At 73.9% G+C, this 18,578-nt stretch carries 14 protein-coding genes and 2 pseudogenes; 5 read left to right on the plus strand and 11 right to left on the minus strand.

The features are described 5' to 3' along the window. Positions 1–92 precede the first annotated feature (92 nt). Positions 93–1,997, plus strand: coding sequence for a hypothetical protein (locus tag AC38ZX_RS15590; protein ID WP_491295109.1), 1,905 nt, complete (start codon positions 93–95; stop codon positions 1,995–1,997). Between the two features lie 39 nt (positions 1,998–2,036). Here the strand turns inward: AC38ZX_RS15590 and AC38ZX_RS15595 are convergent, their stop codons facing one another. From AC38ZX_RS15595 to AC38ZX_RS15630, 8 genes and pseudogenes are all read right to left on the minus strand, one after another. Further along, positions 2,037–2,771: a sirohydrochlorin chelatase gene (locus AC38ZX_RS15595; RefSeq protein WP_426592820.1), complete on the minus strand. Its 735-nt coding sequence runs from the start codon at positions 2,769–2,771 to the stop codon at positions 2,037–2,039. After that, complete coding sequence (locus tag AC38ZX_RS15600; RefSeq protein ID WP_426592821.1) at positions 2,768–3,886, minus strand: uroporphyrinogen-III synthase; 1,119 nt, start codon at positions 3,884–3,886, stop codon at positions 2,768–2,770. Before AC38ZX_RS15600 ends, AC38ZX_RS15595 begins: the two co-directional genes overlap by 4 nt. Then, positions 3,883–5,094, minus strand: a complete 1,212-nt coding sequence (gene cobA / locus AC38ZX_RS15605; RefSeq protein WP_491297450.1) for a uroporphyrinogen-III C-methyltransferase — start codon at positions 5,092–5,094, stop codon at positions 3,883–3,885. The genes AC38ZX_RS15600 and cobA overlap by 4 nt, the downstream gene beginning before the upstream one ends. A 5-nt stretch (positions 5,095–5,099) precedes the next feature. Continuing rightward, the gene (gene nirD, locus AC38ZX_RS15610; RefSeq protein WP_426592822.1) at positions 5,100–5,474 is read right to left on the minus strand and encodes a nitrite reductase small subunit NirD; all 375 of its coding nucleotides are present in this window, start codon (positions 5,472–5,474) and stop codon (positions 5,100–5,102) included. Further along, positions 5,471–8,036 (minus strand): annotated as a pseudogene (gene nirB, locus AC38ZX_RS15615) (nitrite reductase large subunit NirB). Before nirB ends, nirD begins: the two are co-directional and overlap by 4 nt. A gap of 132 nt (positions 8,037–8,168) precedes the next feature. Then, on the minus strand, positions 8,169–9,419 hold the full coding sequence (locus tag AC38ZX_RS15620; RefSeq protein ID WP_491295110.1) for an FAD-dependent oxidoreductase: 1,251 nt from the start codon (positions 9,417–9,419) through the stop codon (positions 8,169–8,171). A gap of 228 nt (positions 9,420–9,647) precedes the next feature. Further along, positions 9,648–11,834 carry a molybdopterin oxidoreductase family protein gene (locus tag AC38ZX_RS15625; protein WP_491295111.1) on the minus strand — a complete coding sequence of 729 codons (2,187 nt, stop codon included), beginning with the start codon at positions 11,832–11,834 and terminating at the stop codon, positions 9,648–9,650. Further along, a complete protein-coding gene (locus AC38ZX_RS15630; protein ID WP_491295112.1) occupies positions 11,835–13,214 on the minus strand; it encodes an MFS transporter in 1,380 nt (459 codons plus the stop codon). 138 nt (positions 13,215–13,352) lie between these two features. On the opposite strand from AC38ZX_RS15630, the gene AC38ZX_RS15635 reads away from it, so the two are divergent. Both AC38ZX_RS15635 and AC38ZX_RS15640 read left to right on the plus strand, forming a co-directional pair. After that, positions 13,353–13,892 (plus strand): DUF1697 domain-containing protein, encoded by a 540-nt coding sequence (locus tag AC38ZX_RS15635; protein WP_491295113.1) that lies wholly within the window; start codon positions 13,353–13,355, stop codon positions 13,890–13,892. A 9-nt stretch (positions 13,893–13,901) separates the two neighbouring features. Continuing rightward, positions 13,902–14,348 carry an HIT family protein gene (locus AC38ZX_RS15640; protein ID WP_491295114.1) on the plus strand — a complete coding sequence of 149 codons (447 nt, stop codon included), beginning with the start codon at positions 13,902–13,904 and terminating at the stop codon, positions 14,346–14,348. A 43-nt stretch (positions 14,349–14,391) separates the two neighbouring features. Here AC38ZX_RS15640 and AC38ZX_RS15645 read toward each other — a convergent pair whose 3' ends face one another. Beyond that, on the minus strand, positions 14,392–14,538 hold the full coding sequence (locus tag AC38ZX_RS15645; protein ID WP_491295115.1) for a hypothetical protein: 147 nt from the start codon (positions 14,536–14,538) through the stop codon (positions 14,392–14,394). Between the two features lie 166 nt (positions 14,539–14,704). Between AC38ZX_RS15645 and AC38ZX_RS15650 the strand changes: the two genes are divergently transcribed. Next, positions 14,705–14,872, plus strand: a complete 168-nt coding sequence (locus tag AC38ZX_RS15650; RefSeq protein WP_491295116.1) for a hypothetical protein — start codon at positions 14,705–14,707, stop codon at positions 14,870–14,872. A 101-nt stretch (positions 14,873–14,973) separates the two neighbouring features. Beyond that, entirely contained in the window at positions 14,974–16,707 is a 1,734-nt protein-coding gene (locus tag AC38ZX_RS15655; protein ID WP_491295117.1) for a molybdopterin-dependent oxidoreductase, read from the plus strand. Here the strand turns inward: AC38ZX_RS15655 and AC38ZX_RS15660 are convergent. Both AC38ZX_RS15660 and AC38ZX_RS15665 read right to left on the minus strand, forming a co-directional pair. Then, a pseudogene (locus AC38ZX_RS15660) lies at positions 16,614–17,567 on the minus strand (zinc-binding metallopeptidase family protein); the annotation flags it as partial. The gene AC38ZX_RS15655 and the pseudogene AC38ZX_RS15660 overlap by 94 nt on opposite strands. A 57-nt stretch (positions 17,568–17,624) precedes the next feature. Beyond that, positions 17,625–18,572, minus strand: coding sequence for a sulfate/molybdate ABC transporter ATP-binding protein (locus AC38ZX_RS15665; RefSeq protein ID WP_491295118.1), 948 nt, complete (start codon positions 18,570–18,572; stop codon positions 17,625–17,627). Positions 18,573–18,578 lie beyond the last annotated feature (6 nt).

Genomic DNA, 18,578 nt, shown 5'->3' on the forward strand with positions numbered 1-18,578 from the left:
GCTCCGCCCTCTCCGGCCACGGCACGGCCACCATCCGGAACCCGGTCTCGACGAAGGGGCTGCGCAACCTCGACGGGTTCACCGGCTTCCAGGTGGTCGACGGTTCCCTGGTCAGCCACGTCACCGTCGACGGCGAGCGGCGGCAGCGCTCCGTCAGCGACTACGACAAGGACCTGCCGCTCACGGTCAAGGTCAGCTACACCCTGGACGGCAAGCCGGTCGATCCGGGCAACGTCGTGGGCCGTACCGGCACGCTCGGCGTGCACTACGTGGTCACCAACACCACCGGACGCACCCAGGACGTGACCTACGACGACGGCACCGGCACGCGCACGACCGCGTCCGCCCAGACGGTCGTCCCGATGATCGGCCAGCTGGTCACCACCCTGCCGGCGAGCTTCACGGACGTGTCGTCCGACGAGGCCGGAGCGGCCGGCGACGGCCACGGCGGGACGCGCCTGACGTTCCAGATGACCTTGTTCCCGCCCATCGGCTCGGACACCGCCGAGTTCGGCTACACCGCACACGTCGCGCACGGCCTGGTGCCCCCCGCCAACCTCACGTCGATGGCGGTCTCGCCGCTCGACTACCCGTCGTTCAAGGACGGGTCGGCCAGCTACCAGGCCGGTGCACAGAAGGGCGTCGACCTGACCGCGGGCGCCCTGCAGATCGACGACAGCGTGCTGAAGCTGCACGACGGCTCCGCCCAGCTGCTGGCCGGCCTGCTGCAGCTGCACGACGGCGCCACCCAGCTGTCGAGCGGGCTCAACGACGACGCCGCACCCGGGGCCGCCGCGCTCGCCGTCGGCGCCCGCACGCTCGACGCCGGCCTCAGCGAGGCGCGCTCGAAGGCACCCCAGCTCATCGCCGGCCTCGGCCAGGTCGACCACGGCCTCGCCCAGGTCGACGCCGGACTGACCAAGATGTACGGCGACGTCGGCACGCTGCCCGCCCAGGCGAAGCCCCTGCACGACGGGATCGCCCGTGTGCGCGGTGCGATCGGGTCGACGACCACCGCCGGCACGCTGCTGTTCGGGGTCGACCAGGCGCGCCAGGGTGCCGCCCATGCGTCCGCGGTGAACGCGCAGATGGCCGACGGCGCCAAGGCGCTGAGCACCCAGCTGGCCGGGGCACTGACCACGCTCGGCGGTTACGCGGCCTCGATGCCGAACGTCGCCGACCAGCAGGCCTACCTCGACTCGCTGTCCGGCCTCGGCGCCACCGCCGGGACTGCGCTCGCCACGCTGGCGGGCACGGCGACCGCCGTCTCGACGGGGCTGGGCAGCGGACCGACCGGGCTGACCGCCGGGCTCGGTGCGGTCGAGTGCGGACTCAGCCGCACCTCGCTCGGCGGCTGCCCGCAGGACGGGCTGCTCGAAGGTGTCGCCCAGGTCGACGCCGGGGTCACCGCGCTCGTCGCGGGCGTCGTGTCCGCGGTGCAGAAGGGCGTCGGCGACGGCGACGACACCCGGGCGGACGGCACGCTGCGCGGCGGGGTGCACTCGCTGCAGGCCGGCACCGACCAGCTCAGCGACGGCGGTGACGCGCTCGCCGACGGGCTCGGCCGCCTCGGCACCGGTGCGCACCAGCTCAGCGCGGGTGCGGGCCAGCTGTCCGACGGCCTGCGCGACGCCGCCGCGGGGTCGACCCAGCTGGCCGACGGGCTCGGCGACGCAGCGGCGGGTGCCCCCGCGCTGGTCGACGGGACGCAGCAGCTCTCGGACGAGGGGACGTCGCAGGTCGTCGCGAACGGCGAGCAGACCGCCGCGGACTTCGGCGTGAAGTACGCGGTGCTCGCGGCAGGTGCGCAGCGCGCCGCGGACGAGTCGATGGCCTACGGGGCGCCGGCGGGTGCGACGGGGGCCACGGCGTACTCGATCGACATCGCGGGCGCCGACGGGTCGGGCGTCTACGCGCTCGCCCGGCTCGTGGTCGCGATCGTGCTGTTCGCGGCGGGGATCGGCGTCGCTAGCCTGGTCCGGCGACGCATCGGCTGACCCTCGGGGCGGGCCGGGGACACGGGCGTCCCCGGTCCGTCACGTCGCTGCGTCGTACCGGTCCAGGACGATCTCGACCAGCCGGTCGTCGGGTGCGAGCGGCTCGGTGACCACGTCGGCCCCCGCCTCCAGCACGCGGTCGTGGAAGTACCCCGGCGCCAGCAGGTACGACGCCACGACGACGCGACCGCCCGGAGGCAGGTCCGCCCGGGCGGCGGCGACGGCAGCCGGCACGCGCGGTTCGGCGCCGGCGCCGTAGCCGATGGTCACGGGCTGCGGGATCCGGTCGGCGAGTCCCGCCGCGACCTGCTCCACGGCCAGCGCGGCGGCCGGGTCGGTCGAGCCGGCGGCGGCGAGCACGACGAGGTCCCCGGGGGCGAGCTCGACGGCCCGGAGGCGGTCGACCAGGATGTCCACCAGGCGAGGATCCGGACCCAGCGGCGACGCTGCGGTCGCGCCCGGTTGGTCGACGGCGGCGGCGATGTCCACCTTCACGTGGAAGCCGCCCGACAGCAGCAGCGGCACGACGACCGCACCCGCGGCGTCCCCGTCGAGGGCGTCCGCGACGACGTTGGCCACCTCCGGCTGCTGCACGTCGACGAAGGCCTCACGCACGTCCAGCTCGGGGCGCGCCGCGGCGGCGCCCGTGAGGATCGACCGCACGGCGGCACGACCGACGACGTCGTCGGTCCCGTGCGAGCAGCCGACGAGCACAGGGTGGGCCTGCGACGGGTGGTCGGGCACAGGTCCGCGGGCGTGCAGTGCGTTGGTCATCGAACCTCCTCCAGCTGGAGACGGTAACCCCTCTTGACGACGGTCTTGATGAGCGCCCGGCTGCCGGTCGCGTCACGCAGGCGAGCGATGGCGACCTCGGCGGCGTGGGGATCGGTGGACTCACCGGGCAGGACGGCCAGCACGTGCTCGCGCGGCACCACCGACCCGCCGGCCTTGACCAGCAGGCGCAGCACCTCGAGACCCGTCGGCGTCAGGGCGAGCACCCGACCGTCGAGCACCGCCGCGCCGCGGTGCACCTGCAGCGGTCCGGCGACCGTCTGCAGCGCCGCCAGGCCGCCGTAGTGGCCGACCACCGCGCGGACGAGCGAACCGAGCCGGCCGCGTTCGGGCACCAGCGGCTCGATCCCGCGCTCCTGCAGCGGCCGGGCCGTGATCGGGCCCACGGCCGCCATCACGACGCTCCCCCGCCTGCTGAGCCGCACGACCTGGTCGGCGACCCCTGCGTCGTCGGCGGCCGCGAGCCAGGCGGCGGCCCCGGGAGCAGACGTGAACACGACCGCGTCGACCTCGCCGGCCGCGACCGACCGGACGGAGGCCTCGACCACCGCCGAGTCCGGGGGCGGCCCCCAGCGGTACACCACGAGGCTGCGGACGCGGGCACCGGCGGCGGCGAACGCGTCGTCGAGCCCGTCGGCGCCGGCTCCGTGGTGCTGCACCGCGATGTCCCGGCCCGCCACCCCCTCGTCCAGGAGCACCTCCGCGATCTCGGCGCTCGTCTCGGACTCGGCCACCCAGTCGGCGGTCAGCCCGGCGGCCTGGATCGCCCCGCGCGCCTTGGGTCCGCGGGCGACGATCCGGGTGCCGCGCAGCATGTCGACCAGCGGCTCGGCCAGACCGTACGCGTCGGCGGCCTCGATCCAGCCGCGAAAACCGATGCCCGTGGTGACCACGACGGTGTCCGGAGGGTCGGCCAGCAGGGACCGGGTGCCCTCGAGCAGGGCAGCGTCGTCGGTGTGCGGCACCATGCTCAGCGCCGGCGCGTGCCGGATGGCGGCACCCCGTCGACCGAGCGCAGCGGCCAGCTCCGCCGACCGCCGGTCGGCGGTGACCAGCACGACGCACCCGGCGAGCGTCTGGTCGATGGGTTCGGTCACGACGCCATTGTGACGGCTGGATGTTTCGTCAGGAGGTCGTCGGCCGCGACCGCACCGAGCACGATGACCGCCGGTGCCCGGACGCCGGCGGACACGGCGGCGTCGACGACGTCGACCAGCGCCGCCCGCGTGACGCGTTGACCGGGCAGGGTGCCGTCCTCGACCAGCGCGACGGGCGTCCGAGGGTCGACGCGCGCGTCCAGCGCCGCCGCGACCAGCGACGGGAGCGCGCCGACGCCCATGAGCACCACCACGGTGCAGGACCCCTCGCGCAGCCCGAGCAGGGCGGCCGAGGACCAGCCGTCGTGCCCGTTCATCACGTGCACCGCGCCGACCGTGCCGCGGTGGGTGAGCGGGATGCCGGCGGCCGCGGGCGCGCCGAACGCGCTGCTCACGCCTGGGATCACCTCGACCGCCACGCCCGCCTCCCGGCACGCGAGCACCTCCTCGCCGCCGCGGCCGTACACGAACGGGTCGCCGCCCTTGAGCCGCACGACGGTGCGACCGCGTTGCGCCTGCTCGACCAGGATCCGGCTGATCTCGTGCTGCGGGACGGGGTGGTGGCCAGGCGTCTTGCCCACGTCGATGATCTCGACGTCGGCGGGCAGCTCGTCGAGCACGTCCACGGGTCCGAGCCGGTCGGTCACCACGACGTCCGCCTCCGCGAGCGCTCGCCGGCCCGCGAGCGTCAGCAGCCCGACGTCGCCCGGTCCGCCGCCGACCAGGACGACGCGGCCGACGCCCGCGCGCCGCCTCCGGAGGTCCACGCGACCCTCGCGCAGGTGGGTGGCGATCGCGTCGCGGACCACCTGGCTGCGGCTCGGGTCCGGCCGGCCCGTGCTCACCACCCCGACCAGCACGTCGCCCTGCTGCGTCGTCGCCGGCGTCCGAGCGGTGCCCTGGGAGGCGCCGGCGTCGACGCAGAACGTCTGCCGCTTCTGCGCCCAGCCGACCACCGCGGCATCGGTGCCGCGGTCGCCGGTGGCCGTGTGCACGAGCCAGGCGCCGTCGAGATCCCCCTCGACGACCTCGCGTGCGCGCCACTCCAGCAGTCCCCACGTGTGCAGGTCGCGCAGCGCCTCGCACAGCTGCGGCGCGACGACGACGACGGTCGCCGCGTCGGCGAGCAGCGCCTGGACCCGCCGAGCTGCCACCGGCCCACCGCCGACCACGAGCACCCGTCGGCCGGTGAGCTCGAGCGCGAGCATCGTCGTCACGACGCGACCTCGACGAACCCGTCCCGGACCCGGACGGGCCAGGTGCGCAGGTCGGGTGGCAGGTCGCGCGCCGGAACCTTTCCCGCGACGTCCAGGCACGACCCGCTCTCGAGGGCGAAGACCTGCTTGTACATCGGCGACGCCACGGTCGGTACGTCGACGCCGTCGACGCGTCGCGACCCCACGATCCCTCGGGAGATCACGTACGCGTCGCTGAACGGGTCGTGCTGCTGGACGGCGTACACGCGGTCGTCGAGGAGCCGGAACAGGGCGACCTGCTCGTCGTCGGCGAGCAGTGCCGCGGCCCCCCGCTCGGGGGCGAGGTCGGACAGGAGGCACACCGTGGTCCACGTGCCCAGCAGCGCGGTCATGAGCGGACCTCCAAGGTGGTGCCGGCGACCAGGACGGGGTCGCCCCGCAGGGCGGCGGCACGCTCGACCGCGTTCGCCGGACGGGACTGGCCGCGCTCCGGGACGTACGCGAGCGACGGGTCGGGGGTCTGCGGGGCGTTGACGAACGACGCGAACCGGCGCAGCTTCTCGGGATCCTCGAGGGTCGCGCGCCACTCGTCCTCGTACTCGTCGACGTGGCGCGCCATCTGCGCGTCGAGGTCGGCGCAGATCCCGAGCGCGTCGTCCATCACCACGGCCCGAACCCCGGCGAGACCGCCGTCGACGTCGTCGATCCAGGGCGCCGTGCGCTGCAGCCGGTCGGCCGTGCGCACGTAGTACAGGAGGAACCGGTCGATCGTCCGCACCAGCGCTTCGGTGGACAGGTCCTCCGCGAGGGCTGCGCGTGCCGCGGCGTGAACCCTCCGTTGCCGCCGACGTAGACGTTCCAGCCCTTGTCGGTCGCGATGACCCCGACGTCCTTGCCGCGGGCCTCCGCGCACTCGCGCGCGCAGCCCGAGACCCCGAGCTTGATCTTGTGCGGCGAGCGCAGGCCGCGGTAGCGCAGCTCGAGCATGACCGCGAGCGCCACGGAGTCCTGAACGCCGAACCGGCACCAGGTGGACCCGACGCACGACTTCACCGTCCGCAGCGACTTGCCGTACGCGTGCCCGGACTCGAACCCGGCGTCGACCAGCCGCTGCCAGATGACCGGGAGCTGGTCGATGCGCGCGCCGAACAGGTCGATGCGCTGACCGCCGGTGATCTTGGTGTACAGCCCGAACTCCTGCGCCACCGACCCGATCGCCATGAGCCCCTCGGGCGTCACCTCCCCGCCCGGGATGCGCGGCACCACCGAGTAGGAGCCGTCCTTCTGCAGGTTGGCCATCACGTGGTCGTTGGTGTCCTGCAGCGCCGCCCGCTCACCCTCGAGCACGTGCGCCGGGGCGGTCGTCGACAAGATCGACGCCACCGTCGGCCGGCAGATGTCGCAGCCCCGGCCCGTGCCGAACCTCTCGATGACCTGGGTGAACGACGAGACGCCCGAGACCCGGACGGCGTCGTAGAGCTGCGCGCGGGACAGGGCGAAGTGCTCGCACAGGGACGAGCTGACCGTGATCCCCTGCTTCGTCAGCTCCGTGGTCATCAGCTTCTTCACCAGCGGGAGGCAGGAGCCGAGCTCGTGCCGGCGCGGGTGCACGCCTTGACGGCGCCGAGGTCGGTGCACGCGTGCTCGGTGACCGCCCCGCGGATCGTCCCCGCGGAGACGTTGTTGCACGAGCAGACGCCCGCGTCGTCGGGGAGGTCCAGCTCGGGCGCGCCTCCACCACCCTCGGGCAGCAGGAAGGCGGCCGGGTCGCCGGGCAGCTCGCGGCCCAGCATCGGGCGCAGCCCGGCGTAGGCGGAGGCGTCGCCGACAAGGACGCCGCCCAGGAGGGTGCGCGCATCGTCGGACATGACGAGCTTCTTGTAGACACCGCCCACCGGGTCCGCCCAGACGATCTCCAGCGCACCGGGCGTCGTGGCGAACGCGTCACCGAACGACGCGACGTCGACGCCCGCGAGCTTGAGCTCGGTGGCCGTGTCCGCGCCCGGGAAGGCCGAGACCCCGCCGAGCAGCCGGTCGGCCGTGATCTCGGCCATCGCGTACCCGGGCGCGACGAGCCCGATGCAGGCGCCCTGGATGCAGGCCACCTCGCCGATCGCGGAGATCGACGGGTCGCTGGTCAGGCAGGTGTCGTCGACGACGACCCCGCCGCGCGCCCCGATGGCCAGGTCGGCCGCACGCCCGAGCTCGTCGCGCGGCCGCACGCCCGCGGCGATCACGACGACGTCCGCGTCGAGGCGGCCGCCGTCGGCCAGGTCGAGCCGACCGACACCACCGCGGCGGTGCGGGCGGATGCGGGTGGTCGTCGCGTTGAGCCGGACGCCCACACCGAGCTGGTTGATGAGCCGGCGCAGCGCCTCGCCACCCCCGAGGTCGACCTGCGCGGACATCAGGTGCGTGCCCACCTGCAGCACGGTCGTCGTCGCGCCGAGCGCCTGCAGAGCGCCCGCCGCCTCGAGCCCGAGCAGGCCGCCGCCCAGGACGGCTCCCCGGACCGGGCGGTCGATCCGTTCGACGTAGCCGCGCAGCGCCGCCACGTCGTCGACCGTGCGGTAGACGAAGACCCCGGGCAGGTCGGCGCCCTCGATCGGCGGCACCCAGGCCGCCGAGCCCGTGGCCAGGACGAGGTGGTCGTAGTGCTCGGTGCGGCCTCGGGCCGTGGTGACGGTGCTCGCCGCGCGGTCGACGGCGACCACGGCGTCGTCGCGGACCAGCGTGACCAGGGGGTCGTCCCACAGCGCCGGGTCGCCGAGGGCGAGATCGTCGGCGTCGCGGCCCGAGAAGTAGCTGGTCAGCGCGACCCGGTCGTAGGGGCGGCGCGGCTCCTCGGCCAGCACGGTGATGCGCCAGGTCCCGGCGGCGTCCCGGTCGCGCAGCGCCTCGACCAGGCGTTGGGCGACCATTCCGCCGCCGACGACGACGAGGTGCTGGGTCATGGGACGCTCCGTCGGTCGGGGGGCTGGGGCATCTCCCACGCTAGGGAGCCGGTGTTGCGCCGTGGGTGCGGCGCCGTTACCCCGGCGGAACCTTTCCCGCACACCGCGCGGGCGCCCGGTGTGAGGTGGCGGCTACGGCGTCGACACCCGCTCGCGCACCGGCGCCGGCTGGTCGGGGTCGGTCTGCTGGAGCCAGTCGACGATGCCGCAGACGGCGTCCTTGCAGCCGCCGCACCCGGTCGTCGCGCGGGTCGCGGCGGCGACCTCCTCGACCGACCGCGAACCGTGCCGCCAGCAGCCGACGATGTCGCCCTTGGTGACGCCGTTGCACCGGCACACCACCGCACGGTCGGGCATCTTGACCGGTGTGGCCGCGGGTGCGGCGGACCCGGCGACGGGCCGCAGGAGCAGCTGAGCGGGGTCGAGCGGCGCGGGCGTGCCCCGCGTGTAGGCGGCGACCAGGTCGGCCGCGACCGGTCCGGCTCCGACGCACGTGGCACCGACCACGCGGCCGTCGCGGACGACGACCTCGACGTGCCGACCCCCGTCCGGGTCGCTCAGGCTGACCCGCCGGCCGGGCGCAGCCTCCCCCCGCGGCGTCCCGCAGACGCCCATCGTCACGACGTCGAGCCCGGCACCCTTGACCTTGATCACGTCGGTCCCGATCGTCGGCAGCGACTCGTGCTGCCCCGAGTCCGTGAGCCTGGTCGCCAGGCGGCGGGCCTGGTCCCAGCCCTGCGCGATGAGGCCGGTCCCACCCTCGGGCGGCTGGGCGCAGTCGCCGATCGCGCACACGCGCGGGTCCGCGAGCGTGGCCAGGTCGTCCCCGACGACGATCCCCCGGGCCACGTCCAGACCCGCCCGCTGCGCCAGGTCGACCTCCGCGACCGTGCCGGCGGTGAGCACCAGCAGGTCGGCGGGCAGGGTCTCCCCCGCCTCGAGCCGGACCCCGGTGACCCGGCCGCCGCGCACGATGGCCTCCTCGGTGCGCGCCGACACGCGCACCGAGACGCCGAGACCGGTGAGCCGCCCGGTGGCGACGGCCGCGGCGGTCGCGTCGAGCTGGCGGTCCATCAGGTGCGGACCACCGTGCACGACCGTCACGTGCACGCCGCGGCCGGCGAGCCCGCAGGCGACCTCCAGGCCGAGCACACCCCCGCCGACCACCACCGCGCGCCGCGCGTTGACCGTGGCCGCGACGATCTCGCGGGCGTCGTCCAGGGTCCGCAGGGCGTGCGCGCCGGCGGGCAGGTCGTCCGCACCGCGGCGCCCGAACAGGTCCGGCACTCGGGCGCGCGCGCCCGTGGCCAGCACGAGCAGGTCGTACGGGTGCTGCTCACCGGCCTGGTCGGTGACCGTCCGCGCGGTCCGGTCGATGCACACCGCGACCGTGCCCAGCAGGACCTCGGCCTTGTGCTGGGCGCGCGGCAGGGTGATCGCCGCGACCTCGAAGCTTCCCGGCGACGACCTCGGACAGCAGGACCCGATTGTACGGCTCGTACTCCTCGGCGCCGAGGACCACGGTCGAGAACGCCTTGCGGGCGTCGCGTGCGTGCAGGTCGTCGACGAAGCGCGCGCCCACCATCCCGTGCCCGACCACCACCACGCGCGTCATGACGAGCCCAGCAGGTTCTGGTCCAGCAGCACGTCGGGCGAGCCGGCCCAACGGCTGACCGCCACGGCGCAGACCTTGAACTCGGGCATCCCGGAGATGGGATCGACCGCGTCCGTGGTGAGGCGGTTGGCGCTGCTGGTGCCGCTCCAGTGGAACGGCAGGAACACGGTGTCGGTGCGGATCGACTCGGTGAGCCGCGCGCGGACCACCCCGCGGCCGCGCCCGGTCTCCAGCTGCACGAGGTCGTCGTCGGTGATCCCGTACCGCTCGGCCAGGAGCGGGTGGATCTCGACGTACGGGTTCGGGGCGGTCCGGACGAGCTCGGGCACCCGTCGCGTCTGCGCTCCGGACTGGTAGTGCGCGAGCAGCCGGCCGGTGATCAGGAACACCGGGGCGTCGGCACGCAGGTCGTCGCTGGGGCCGCGGTGGTCGACGGGGATCAGCCGGGCGCGCCCCTGCGGCATCGGGAAGCGGTCGAGGAACATCCGCGGCGTGCCGGGGTGGTCAGCCGACGGCACGGGCCAGAAGAGCGGCTCCTCGGTGTCGAGGCGCGCGTGCGAGAGCCCCGCGTAGTCGGCACGGCCGCCCGCCGACGCCCGCGCGAGCTCGTCGAACACCAGGGCCGGATCGGTGTCGAAGTGCACCGGCGAGCCCAGCCGCTGCGCGAGGTCCGCGAGGATGTCGAGCTCGCTGCGCACGCCGGGCGGCGGGTGCACCACCCGGCGCCGGCGGATCACCCGACCCTCCAACGAGGTCATCGTGCCCTCCTCCTCGGCCCACTGGGTGACCGGGAGGACGACGTCCGCGGCCAGGGCTGTCTCCGAGGGCAGGAAGTCGCAGACGACGAGCAGCTCCAGGTCCCGCAGCCGTCGCCGCACCGAGTCCGCGTCCGGCGCACTGACCAGCACGTTCGACCCGTGCACGAGCAGTGCGCGGGGTCCGTCCGGGGTGCCCAGCGACTGCAGGAGCCGGATCGCGGGCATCCCGGTGCGCGGCAGCTCCGCGGGATCGACGCCCCACACGCCCGCGACGTGGGCGCGGGCCGCGTCGTCCTCGATCGAGCGGTAGCCCGGCAGCTGGTCGGCCTTCTGCCCGTGCTCGCGACCGCCCTGCCCGTTCCCCTGCCCGGTGATCGCGCCGTACCCGGAGCCGACGCGCCCCGGGAGCCCGAGCAGCAGCGCGAGGGTGATCGCGGCGGTGACGGTATCGGTGCCCTGGGTGCTCTGCTCCACCCCGCGCCCGGTCAGGATGTAGGCGCCGGTCCCACCGCGCGACGGCGAGGCGCCGGCGAGCAGGAAGGCGACGCGGCGCAGGGTGGCGACGGACACCCCGGTCACCTGTTCCGTCCGCTCGGGCCACCAGAGGGCCAGCGACCGACGCACGTCGTCGAGACCGCTGGTCCGCGACTCGAGGTAGTCCGTGTCGACCAGGTCCTCCGCCAGGACGATGTGCGCGACGCCCAGCAGGAACGCGAGGTCGGTCCCGGGCACGGGCTGCACGTGAACGCCCTGCCCGTCGGCGGCGAGCTCGGCGGTGGCCGAGCGCCGGGGGTCGACGACGATCACGCCGCCCGCCGCCCGCGTGCGTGCGAGGTGCTGCACCGACGGCGGCATGGTCTCGGCGAGGTTGGAGCCCAGCAGCATGATGGCCTGGGCGCCGCCGAGGTCCTCGAGGGGGAACGGCAGCCCCCGGTCCAGACCCAGGGTCCGGTTGGCCCCCGCGGCCGCCGAGGCCATGCAGAACCGGCCGTTGTAGTCGATGTTCGGCGTGGCCAGCACGGTCCGGGCGAACTTGCCCAGCGCGTAGGCCTTCTCGTTGGTCAGGCCGCCACCACCGAACACGGCGACCGACTGCGGGCCGTGCTCGTGCCGCAGCCGCGCGAGGGTCGTCGCGACGAGCTCCAGGGCCTCGCCCCAGGACGCGGGCTGCAGCACCCCGGCGGCGTCGCGGACGAGGGGCGTGGTCAGCCGCTCCGTCGAGCGCAGCAGGGTCGGGCTGGTCCAGCCCTTCTGGCACATGCCGCCCTTGTTGGTCGGGAACTGCCGTGCCGTGGCGGTCACCGTCCCGTCGTCGCCGGTGCTCAGGGTCTGGGCGCACTGCAGCGCGCAGTAGGGACAGTGCGTGCGGGCACCGGCCGCGGGAGCCCCCGCGGCCGGTGCCGGCAGCTGATCGACGACGGACACTCAGATGACCGTCGTGCCGTACCGGCCGGTGCGGCGCTGGTAGACGGCCCAGGTGGTCAGGCCCATGACCAGGTAGAACCCGACGACCGCCCAGAGCGCCGCCTGGATGTTGCCGGTCAGCGAGGTCGAGACCGCGAAGCCGCGCGGCACCAGGAACCCGCCGAAGGCTCCGATCGCCCCGGCGATGCCGAGGCACCCGGCGGCCGCCTTGACGCGGCGGGCGCGGTCCTCGTCGTCGGTCGCGCCGAACCGGAACACGGCGGGGATCATCCGGTAGACCGAGCCGTTGCCGGCGCCGGTCGCGGTGAAGAGCACGAGGAACGAGGCGAGGAACGCGCCGAACGAGTGGGCCCGCAGCGAGAAGATCGCGCAGACCACGCCGATCCCCATGATCGCGAACGCCGCGATGGTCACCCGAGCGCCGCCGAGCCGGTCGGCCAGGATGCCGCCGAGCGGACGGGCCAGCGAGCCGACGAGCGCCCCGGCGAACGCGATGGAGATGGTCACGTCGGGGAACTGCCCCTTGAGCAGCGTCGGGAAGGCGCCGGAGAACCCGATGAACGAGCCGAACGTGCCGATGTAGAGGAACGCGATGATCCAGGTGTTCCGCGAGCGGGCCGCGACGCCGTACGAGCGCGGGTCCGACCGGGCGTTCGACAGGTTGTCCATGCGGCGCCAGGCCAGGACCGCGGCCACCAGGACCAGCGGCACGAACATGAACCCGGCGCGCTGCAGCTGCATCCCCGCGGTGCCCACGATCACCAGCGGCACGGCGAACTGCACCGCTGCGGTGCCGAGGTTGCCGCCCGCGGCGTTCAGGCCGAGAGCGCGGCCCTTCTCCGCCTCCGGGTAGAAGAACGAGATGTTGGCCATCGACGACGCGAAGTTGCCACCACCGACGCCGGCCAGAGCGGCGACCGCGAGCAACGCCCCGAAGCCCCAGGACGGGTGCTGCACGACGATGCCGAGCCCGATCGTCGGGATCAGGAGGAGGAGGGCCGAGACGATCGTCCAGTTGCGTCCTCCGAACAGGGGCACCGCGAACGTGTACGGGATCCGCAGTGTGGCACCGACGAGGCTCGGCACGGCGATCAGCCAGAAGGTCTGGTCGACGCTCAGCACGAACCCGGCGCCGGCCAGCTGCGGCACGACGATGCTCCAGAGGGCCCAGACGGCGAACCCGAGGAACTCCGCGACGATCGACAGGCTCAGGTTCCGTCGGGCGACGGTCTTGCCGACGGACGCCCACTGGGCGGCGTCCTGCGGGTTCCAGCCGTCGATCCAGCGGCCGGGTCGGACGGTGAGCGGTGCCGCGCTAGCGGACGGGACGGACGCCGTACTCGTGTCGACGGCGTCGGCGGTCGCGAGCGTTGTCGCCATGAGGACCTCCGGGAGTGGGTGGCGGGTACGGCCCCGACGCTAGGGAGGCCGTGTTTCCGTCGACCTGTGCCCCCGGTTGCGCGTGCGGAACCTTTCACGCACTGGTTGCCGAGGGCGGCTGTGAGGTTTGCTGTGGCCATGAGCCCGGTGATCGCGCTGCTGCGCGCCGTGAACGTCGGCGGACGCACGGTCACGTCCGCCCAGCTGAAGGACGTGGCGTCGTCGCTCGGGCACAGCGCCGTGGCCACCTACGCGAACAGCGGGAACCTGGTGCTCGTCCCCGCCCTCGGCGTCTCGGACGTGGCGGCCGAGCTGTCCGCGGCGCTCGCCGACCGGCTCGGCTTCGACGTCCCGGTGATCGCACGCTCGCTCGAGGACTGGTCCGCAGTCGTCTCCGCATTGCCGTTCACGAAGCACGCGGCCGACGACCCCGCCCACCTCGTGGCCGTCTTCTGGGACGGACCCGTGACCGCGACCGCCCAGGACTTCGACCCCACGCGGTACGGCCGGGAGACCGTGGCCTGGGCCGCACGCGAGACCTACGCCTACTACCCGGACGGCCAGGGCCGCTCCAAGCTGACCATCGACGTCCTGTCGAGGGCCGCCGGCCGGGTGGGCACCGCCCGCAACTGGAACACCGTGCTGGCGCTGGGCAGGCTCGCCGACGAACGCGTCTAGCGTGGCCCCATGGCCACCCTGTTCACCAAGATCATCGACGGCGACATCCCTGGTCGGTTCGTGTGGGCCGACGAGGTCGTCGTCGCGTTCGGCACCATCGCGCCCATCACCGACGGGCACGTGCTCGTGGTCCCGCGCGCCGAGATCCTGCAGCTCACCGAGGCCCCCGACGACGTGCTGGCCCACCTGGTGCTCGTCGCGCGGACGATCGGGCAGGCCCAGCAGCGCGCCTGGGACGCACCGCGTGCCGCCCTGCTCGTCGCCGGGTTCGAGGTCCCGCACCTGCACGTGCACGTGCTGCCCGCCTGGGACGAGGCGAGCCTGACGTTCCGCAACGCCCGCCCGGACCTGCCGGCCGCTGCCTTGGACGAGGCCGCGGAGCGCGTCCGCTCGGCCCTCGTCGAGCTGGGCCACGGCGACCATGTACCCGCCGCGCTCGGCTCGCCCGCCCTCTGACATGGCACAGATGCCAAGGCACGAGTCTGGTCGATGGGCCGGGCTACCGTCGTTCGTGCTCGACGGCCCGGGCCTGTCGAAGGGCGACGTCGTCGTGCTCACCGACGACCAGGAAGCTCGACTTCCTGCGGTACGCGCTGCAGGGGGTCCCGTCGAGGTCGTGGACGTCGAACGAGATCGACTGGGACACGTACCCGTTCCTGAGCCGTACCGGGCCGTTCGACACGAGCCTCGAGATCGCGGCCGCTCGTCCAGGCGCTGCGAGCGCACTCGACCGATGACGAGACGGTCGTGGTCGTCTGGAGCGGGCTGGCACCGCGGCTGTCGCAATGAGTTCCCGCAACGCCCAAGACAACATGGCTGAGATCGAGGAGGCGTGGATCTTCCTCCTGAACCAGCGGGTGATCGTCGTCGGCGACTGGGACGGTTACGTCACCACGGCAAGCTTGCGGGATCTGACCGAATCGATCGTCGCCCAGCTGCGCACGTTCCTCGAGCAGGCGTCAGACGGGTGGAACCTGTGAGTTTTGTGATCCTTGCCTGACGAAACGGCCTCGGGTGACGACATTCGACCGTCCACGAGGCAGAGTCGCCTGAGGATTCAGTCGGCGAGGAGGCGGTAGGGATGGCGGGACGTCGGGAGACCGGTCTGGCGGCTGCCGCGGGGCTCGTCGCCGGGGTGGTGACCATCGGCGTGGGCGCGCTGGTCGCGTTCCTGACCGGGCCGACGTCCGACCCGCTCGTCGCGGTCGGTTCGGCGTTCGTCGACGCGACGCCGCAGTGGCTCAAGCAGTTCGCGACGACGAACTTCGGCACCAACGACAAGCTCGTGCTCGGGATCACGGAGGTGGTGATCCTGCTGGCGCTGGCCGCCCTCGCCGGTGTGCTGGCCGCGCGCCGGTGGGCGTGGGGCGCGACGCTCGTCGTCCTCCTCGGCGCCGCCTCCGCCCTCGCCGCGATCGGCCGGCCCGACGCGGGGTCGTTCGCCGGGCTGCCGAGCGTCCTGGGCACGGTCGCGGGCCTGTTCACCCTGCGGTTGCTGGTCCGACGCATCCCACTGCCGACCTCCTCGAAGCGCAAGGCCGCCCTGGAACGGCGCGACTTCCTGCGCGCCTCGCTGATCGCCGGGGCGCTCGGCGCCGTGGCCCTGTTCGTCGGCCGGTCGCTCGGGGCCGCCGCCCGCGGTGCCCAGAGCGCCCGCGACCACCTCGTCATCCCGAAGGCCACCACGCCGGCGGCCCCCGTCCCGACCGGCGTCGACGTGGGCGTCCAGGGTGTCGAGCCCTGGCTGACGCCCGCGGGCGACTTCTACCGGATCGACACCGCGCTGACCATCCCGCACGTCGACCCGTCGTCGTGGAGCCTGCGCCTGCACGGGATGGTCGAGAAGGAGGTGACGCTCAGCTGGGACGAGCTGCTGGCCTCCGACCTCGTCGAGGCCTACGTGACGCTGGCGTGCGTGTCCAACCCCGTCGGCGGGGACCTCATCAGCAACCAGAAGTGGCTGGGCCTGCCGATCAAGGGGCTGCTGGAGAGGGCGAAGCCGACCGGCGATGCCGACATGGTCCTGTCCACCAGCGTCGACGGCTTCACGGCGGGCACCCCGCTGACCGTGCTCATGGACGGGCGCGACGCCCTGCTCGCGATCGCGATGGACGGCCAGCCGCTGCCGTTCGAGCACGGCTTCCCGGTGCGCATGGTGGTCCCCGGGCTCTACGGGTACGTGTCCGCGACCAAGTGGGTGACCGACCTGGAGGTCACGCGCTTCGCCGACGCGCAGTCGTACTGGACCAAGCGGGGCTGGTCGCCGCAGGGCCCGGTCAAGACGCAGTCCCGCATCGACGTGCCCCGGTCCAGCACGACCGTGCCGGCAGGTTCGGTCGTCGTCGCCGGGACGTCATGGGCGCAGCACCGCGGCGTGAAGGGCGTCCAGGTGCGGGTGGACGACGGCGCCTGGAACGACGCCACCCTCGCCGCCGACGGTGGCATCGACTCGTGGCGGCAGTGGACCTGGAGCTGGGACGCGTCGCCGGGCGACCACAAGCTGTACGTGCGCGCCTTCGACCCGCAGGGACCGCAGACGGGCGCCGTCCAGGGCGAGGTGCCCGACGGCGCGACCGGCTACGACTCCGTCCACGTGACGGTCAGCGAGCGCGGGCGCCCCGCTCATCAGCCCAGCGGGCGCTCCACCCGCGAGGCCATCACGACGCGGTGCACGAAGTCGAGCTTGCGGGCCACCGGCTCGGGGATCGAGAACGGGTACAGGTCGTGCTTGCCCATCGCGCGGTTGACGCGGTTGAAGAACGTCGCCAGCGGCAGCCAGTCACGCAGGATCTCGTCCATGGTCGCGTCCGCGTAGCCGGTGCGCGGGGTGATCACGCCGTCAGGCACGGCCGCCACGCCCTCCATCCGGACCGACAGGTTCCCCGCTGCGGCGGTGACCAGCGTGCGGGTGATGTGCAGGTAGTGCGCGAAGCACTCGGCGAAGTCCTCCCACGGATGCATCGTGGCGTACTGCGAGATGTAGCTCTCGGCCCAGTCCCGGGGCGCGCCCTCCCGGTAGTGGCGGGCGATGGCGTCCCGGTAGGAGGCCCGCTCGTCGCCGAAGATGGTGCGGCACTCGTCGATCCAGTCCGTCCGCTCGACGAGGATCAGCTCGTAGTAGTGGCCGACCTCGTGGCGGAAGTGGCCGAGCATGGTGCGGTACGGCTCGTCGAGGCTGATGCGCAGCGCCTCGCGGTGCTCGTCGAGCGACTCGGCCAGGTCGATCGTGATGATGCCGTTCGCGTGACCGATCCCGACTCGGGCGCCGGACGAGCGCGAGGAGAGCAGGTCGAAGCCGAGACCGCCGTCCTCCTCGAACCAACGCGTCACCGGCAGCCCGAGATCGGCCAGGTGGACGAGCAGCCGACGCTCGTCCGCCGACGCGGAGGCGAGCTTCTCGAGCGCCAGCGTGTCGTCGCTGTCGGGTCGCGTCCGGATGAGCCGGCACGCCAGGCACCGGCCGGAGCCCGAGTCGGCCGCCGCGAGCCAGTTGCACCCCCAGTCGCGGTTGGTGCACGGGAACCACCACGTGCCCGCGACGTCCGTGCCCTGCTCGGGCGCCGCCCGCATGGTCAGCGACGGCGGGTGGACCCCCATCTCCATCCCGCACGCGCCGCAGGCGGTGGTCTCGATGAAGGCGATGGTTGCGCACCGAGGGCAACGGAAGACGTCCACGTCGCGAACGGTAGCCCACGTGCGCGGTCGTCGAAGCCCGACCTCTCGACGCCTCTGTCAGGGGAGCCGACGGACCCGCACCAGCGGTGCCGGGACGCTCAGCCGGACAGCCGCACCGACGCGCAGGTCCAGGCGGGCGACCTCGGCGGGCGGGAGGTCGACGACGACGTCGCCGGTGGTCCGCACGCGCACGCCCGTGACGCCTGGTTCGAGGTCGATCACGTGCGCAGGCCACCCGTCGGGTCCCCCCAGCACGACGGCCGACGGCCCGAACGTCACCTGCGCGGGTCCGGGCGCGCCGACGCACGGCACCTCGACGCCGTCCGGCCCCACCAGCACGGCGGACCCGTCGGGTCGCACGACGATCGTGCCGACGACGAGGTTCACGCCCGCCAGCGCGGCCGTGAACGAGTGGACGGGGTCGGTCAGCACGTCGAGCGGGGGACCCTGCTCGACCACGGAACCGTCGTGCAGGATCACGACGCGATCGGCCAGCGCGACGGCGTCGAGGACGTCGTGGGTGACCAGGACGGTCGCGGTGCGGGTGCGGCGGACCTGGTCGCGGACGAGGTCGCGCAGCTCGGCCGCGGTGCGGACGTCGAGCTGCGCGAACGGCTCGTCGAGCAGGAGCACCGACGGGCGCGCCGCGAGCGCTCGGGCCAGGGCGACGCGCTGCCGCTGTCCGCCCGACAGCTCGGCGGGGCGGCGGTCCTCGAGCCCGGCGAGGCCGACGGACGCGAGCCACTCGTCGGCGGTCGCGCGCGAGGCCCGGGCGGACGCACCGGCGGACCGCGGCCCGAACGCGACGTTCTCGCGCGCGGACAGGTGCGGGAACACCAACGGATCCTGCCCGAGCAGCCCCACGGACCGCCGCTCGGGGCGCACGGCGACGCCGGTCCCCGTGAGGGTGCGATCGCCGATGCGCACCGTCCCCGACGCCGGCCTCAGGTGGCCCGCGAGGACGGCGAGCAAGGTCGACTTGCCGGCACCGTTGGGGCCGAGCACCGCGAC

Source organism: Cellulomonas sp. McL0606, from assembly GCF_058248365.1.

Bases quoted from the DNA above. Each gene is read 5' to 3' on its own strand.
- cobA (WP_491297450.1), bottom strand. From the start codon at position 5,094: ATGCTCGCGCTCGAGCTCACCGGCCGACGGGTGCTCGTGGTCGGCGGT.
- AC38ZX_RS15630 (WP_491295112.1), bottom strand. From the start codon at position 13,214: ATGGCGACAACGCTCGCGACCGCCGACGCCGTCGACACGAGTACGGCG.
- AC38ZX_RS15635 (WP_491295113.1), top strand. From the start codon at position 13,353: ATGAGCCCGGTGATCGCGCTGCTGCGCGCCGTGAACGTCGGCGGACGC.
- AC38ZX_RS15650 (WP_491295116.1), top strand. From the start codon at position 14,705: ATGGCTGAGATCGAGGAGGCGTGGATCTTCCTCCTGAACCAGCGGGTG.
- nirD (WP_426592822.1), bottom strand. From the start codon at position 5,474: ATGACCGCGCTGCTGGGCACGTGGACCACGGTGTGCCTCCTGTCCGAC.
- AC38ZX_RS15640 (WP_491295114.1), top strand. From the start codon at position 13,902: ATGGCCACCCTGTTCACCAAGATCATCGACGGCGACATCCCTGGTCGG.
- AC38ZX_RS15655 (WP_491295117.1), top strand. From the start codon at position 14,974: ATGGCGGGACGTCGGGAGACCGGTCTGGCGGCTGCCGCGGGGCTCGTC.
- AC38ZX_RS15595 (WP_426592820.1), bottom strand. From the start codon at position 2,771: ATGACCAACGCACTGCACGCCCGCGGACCTGTGCCCGACCACCCGTCG.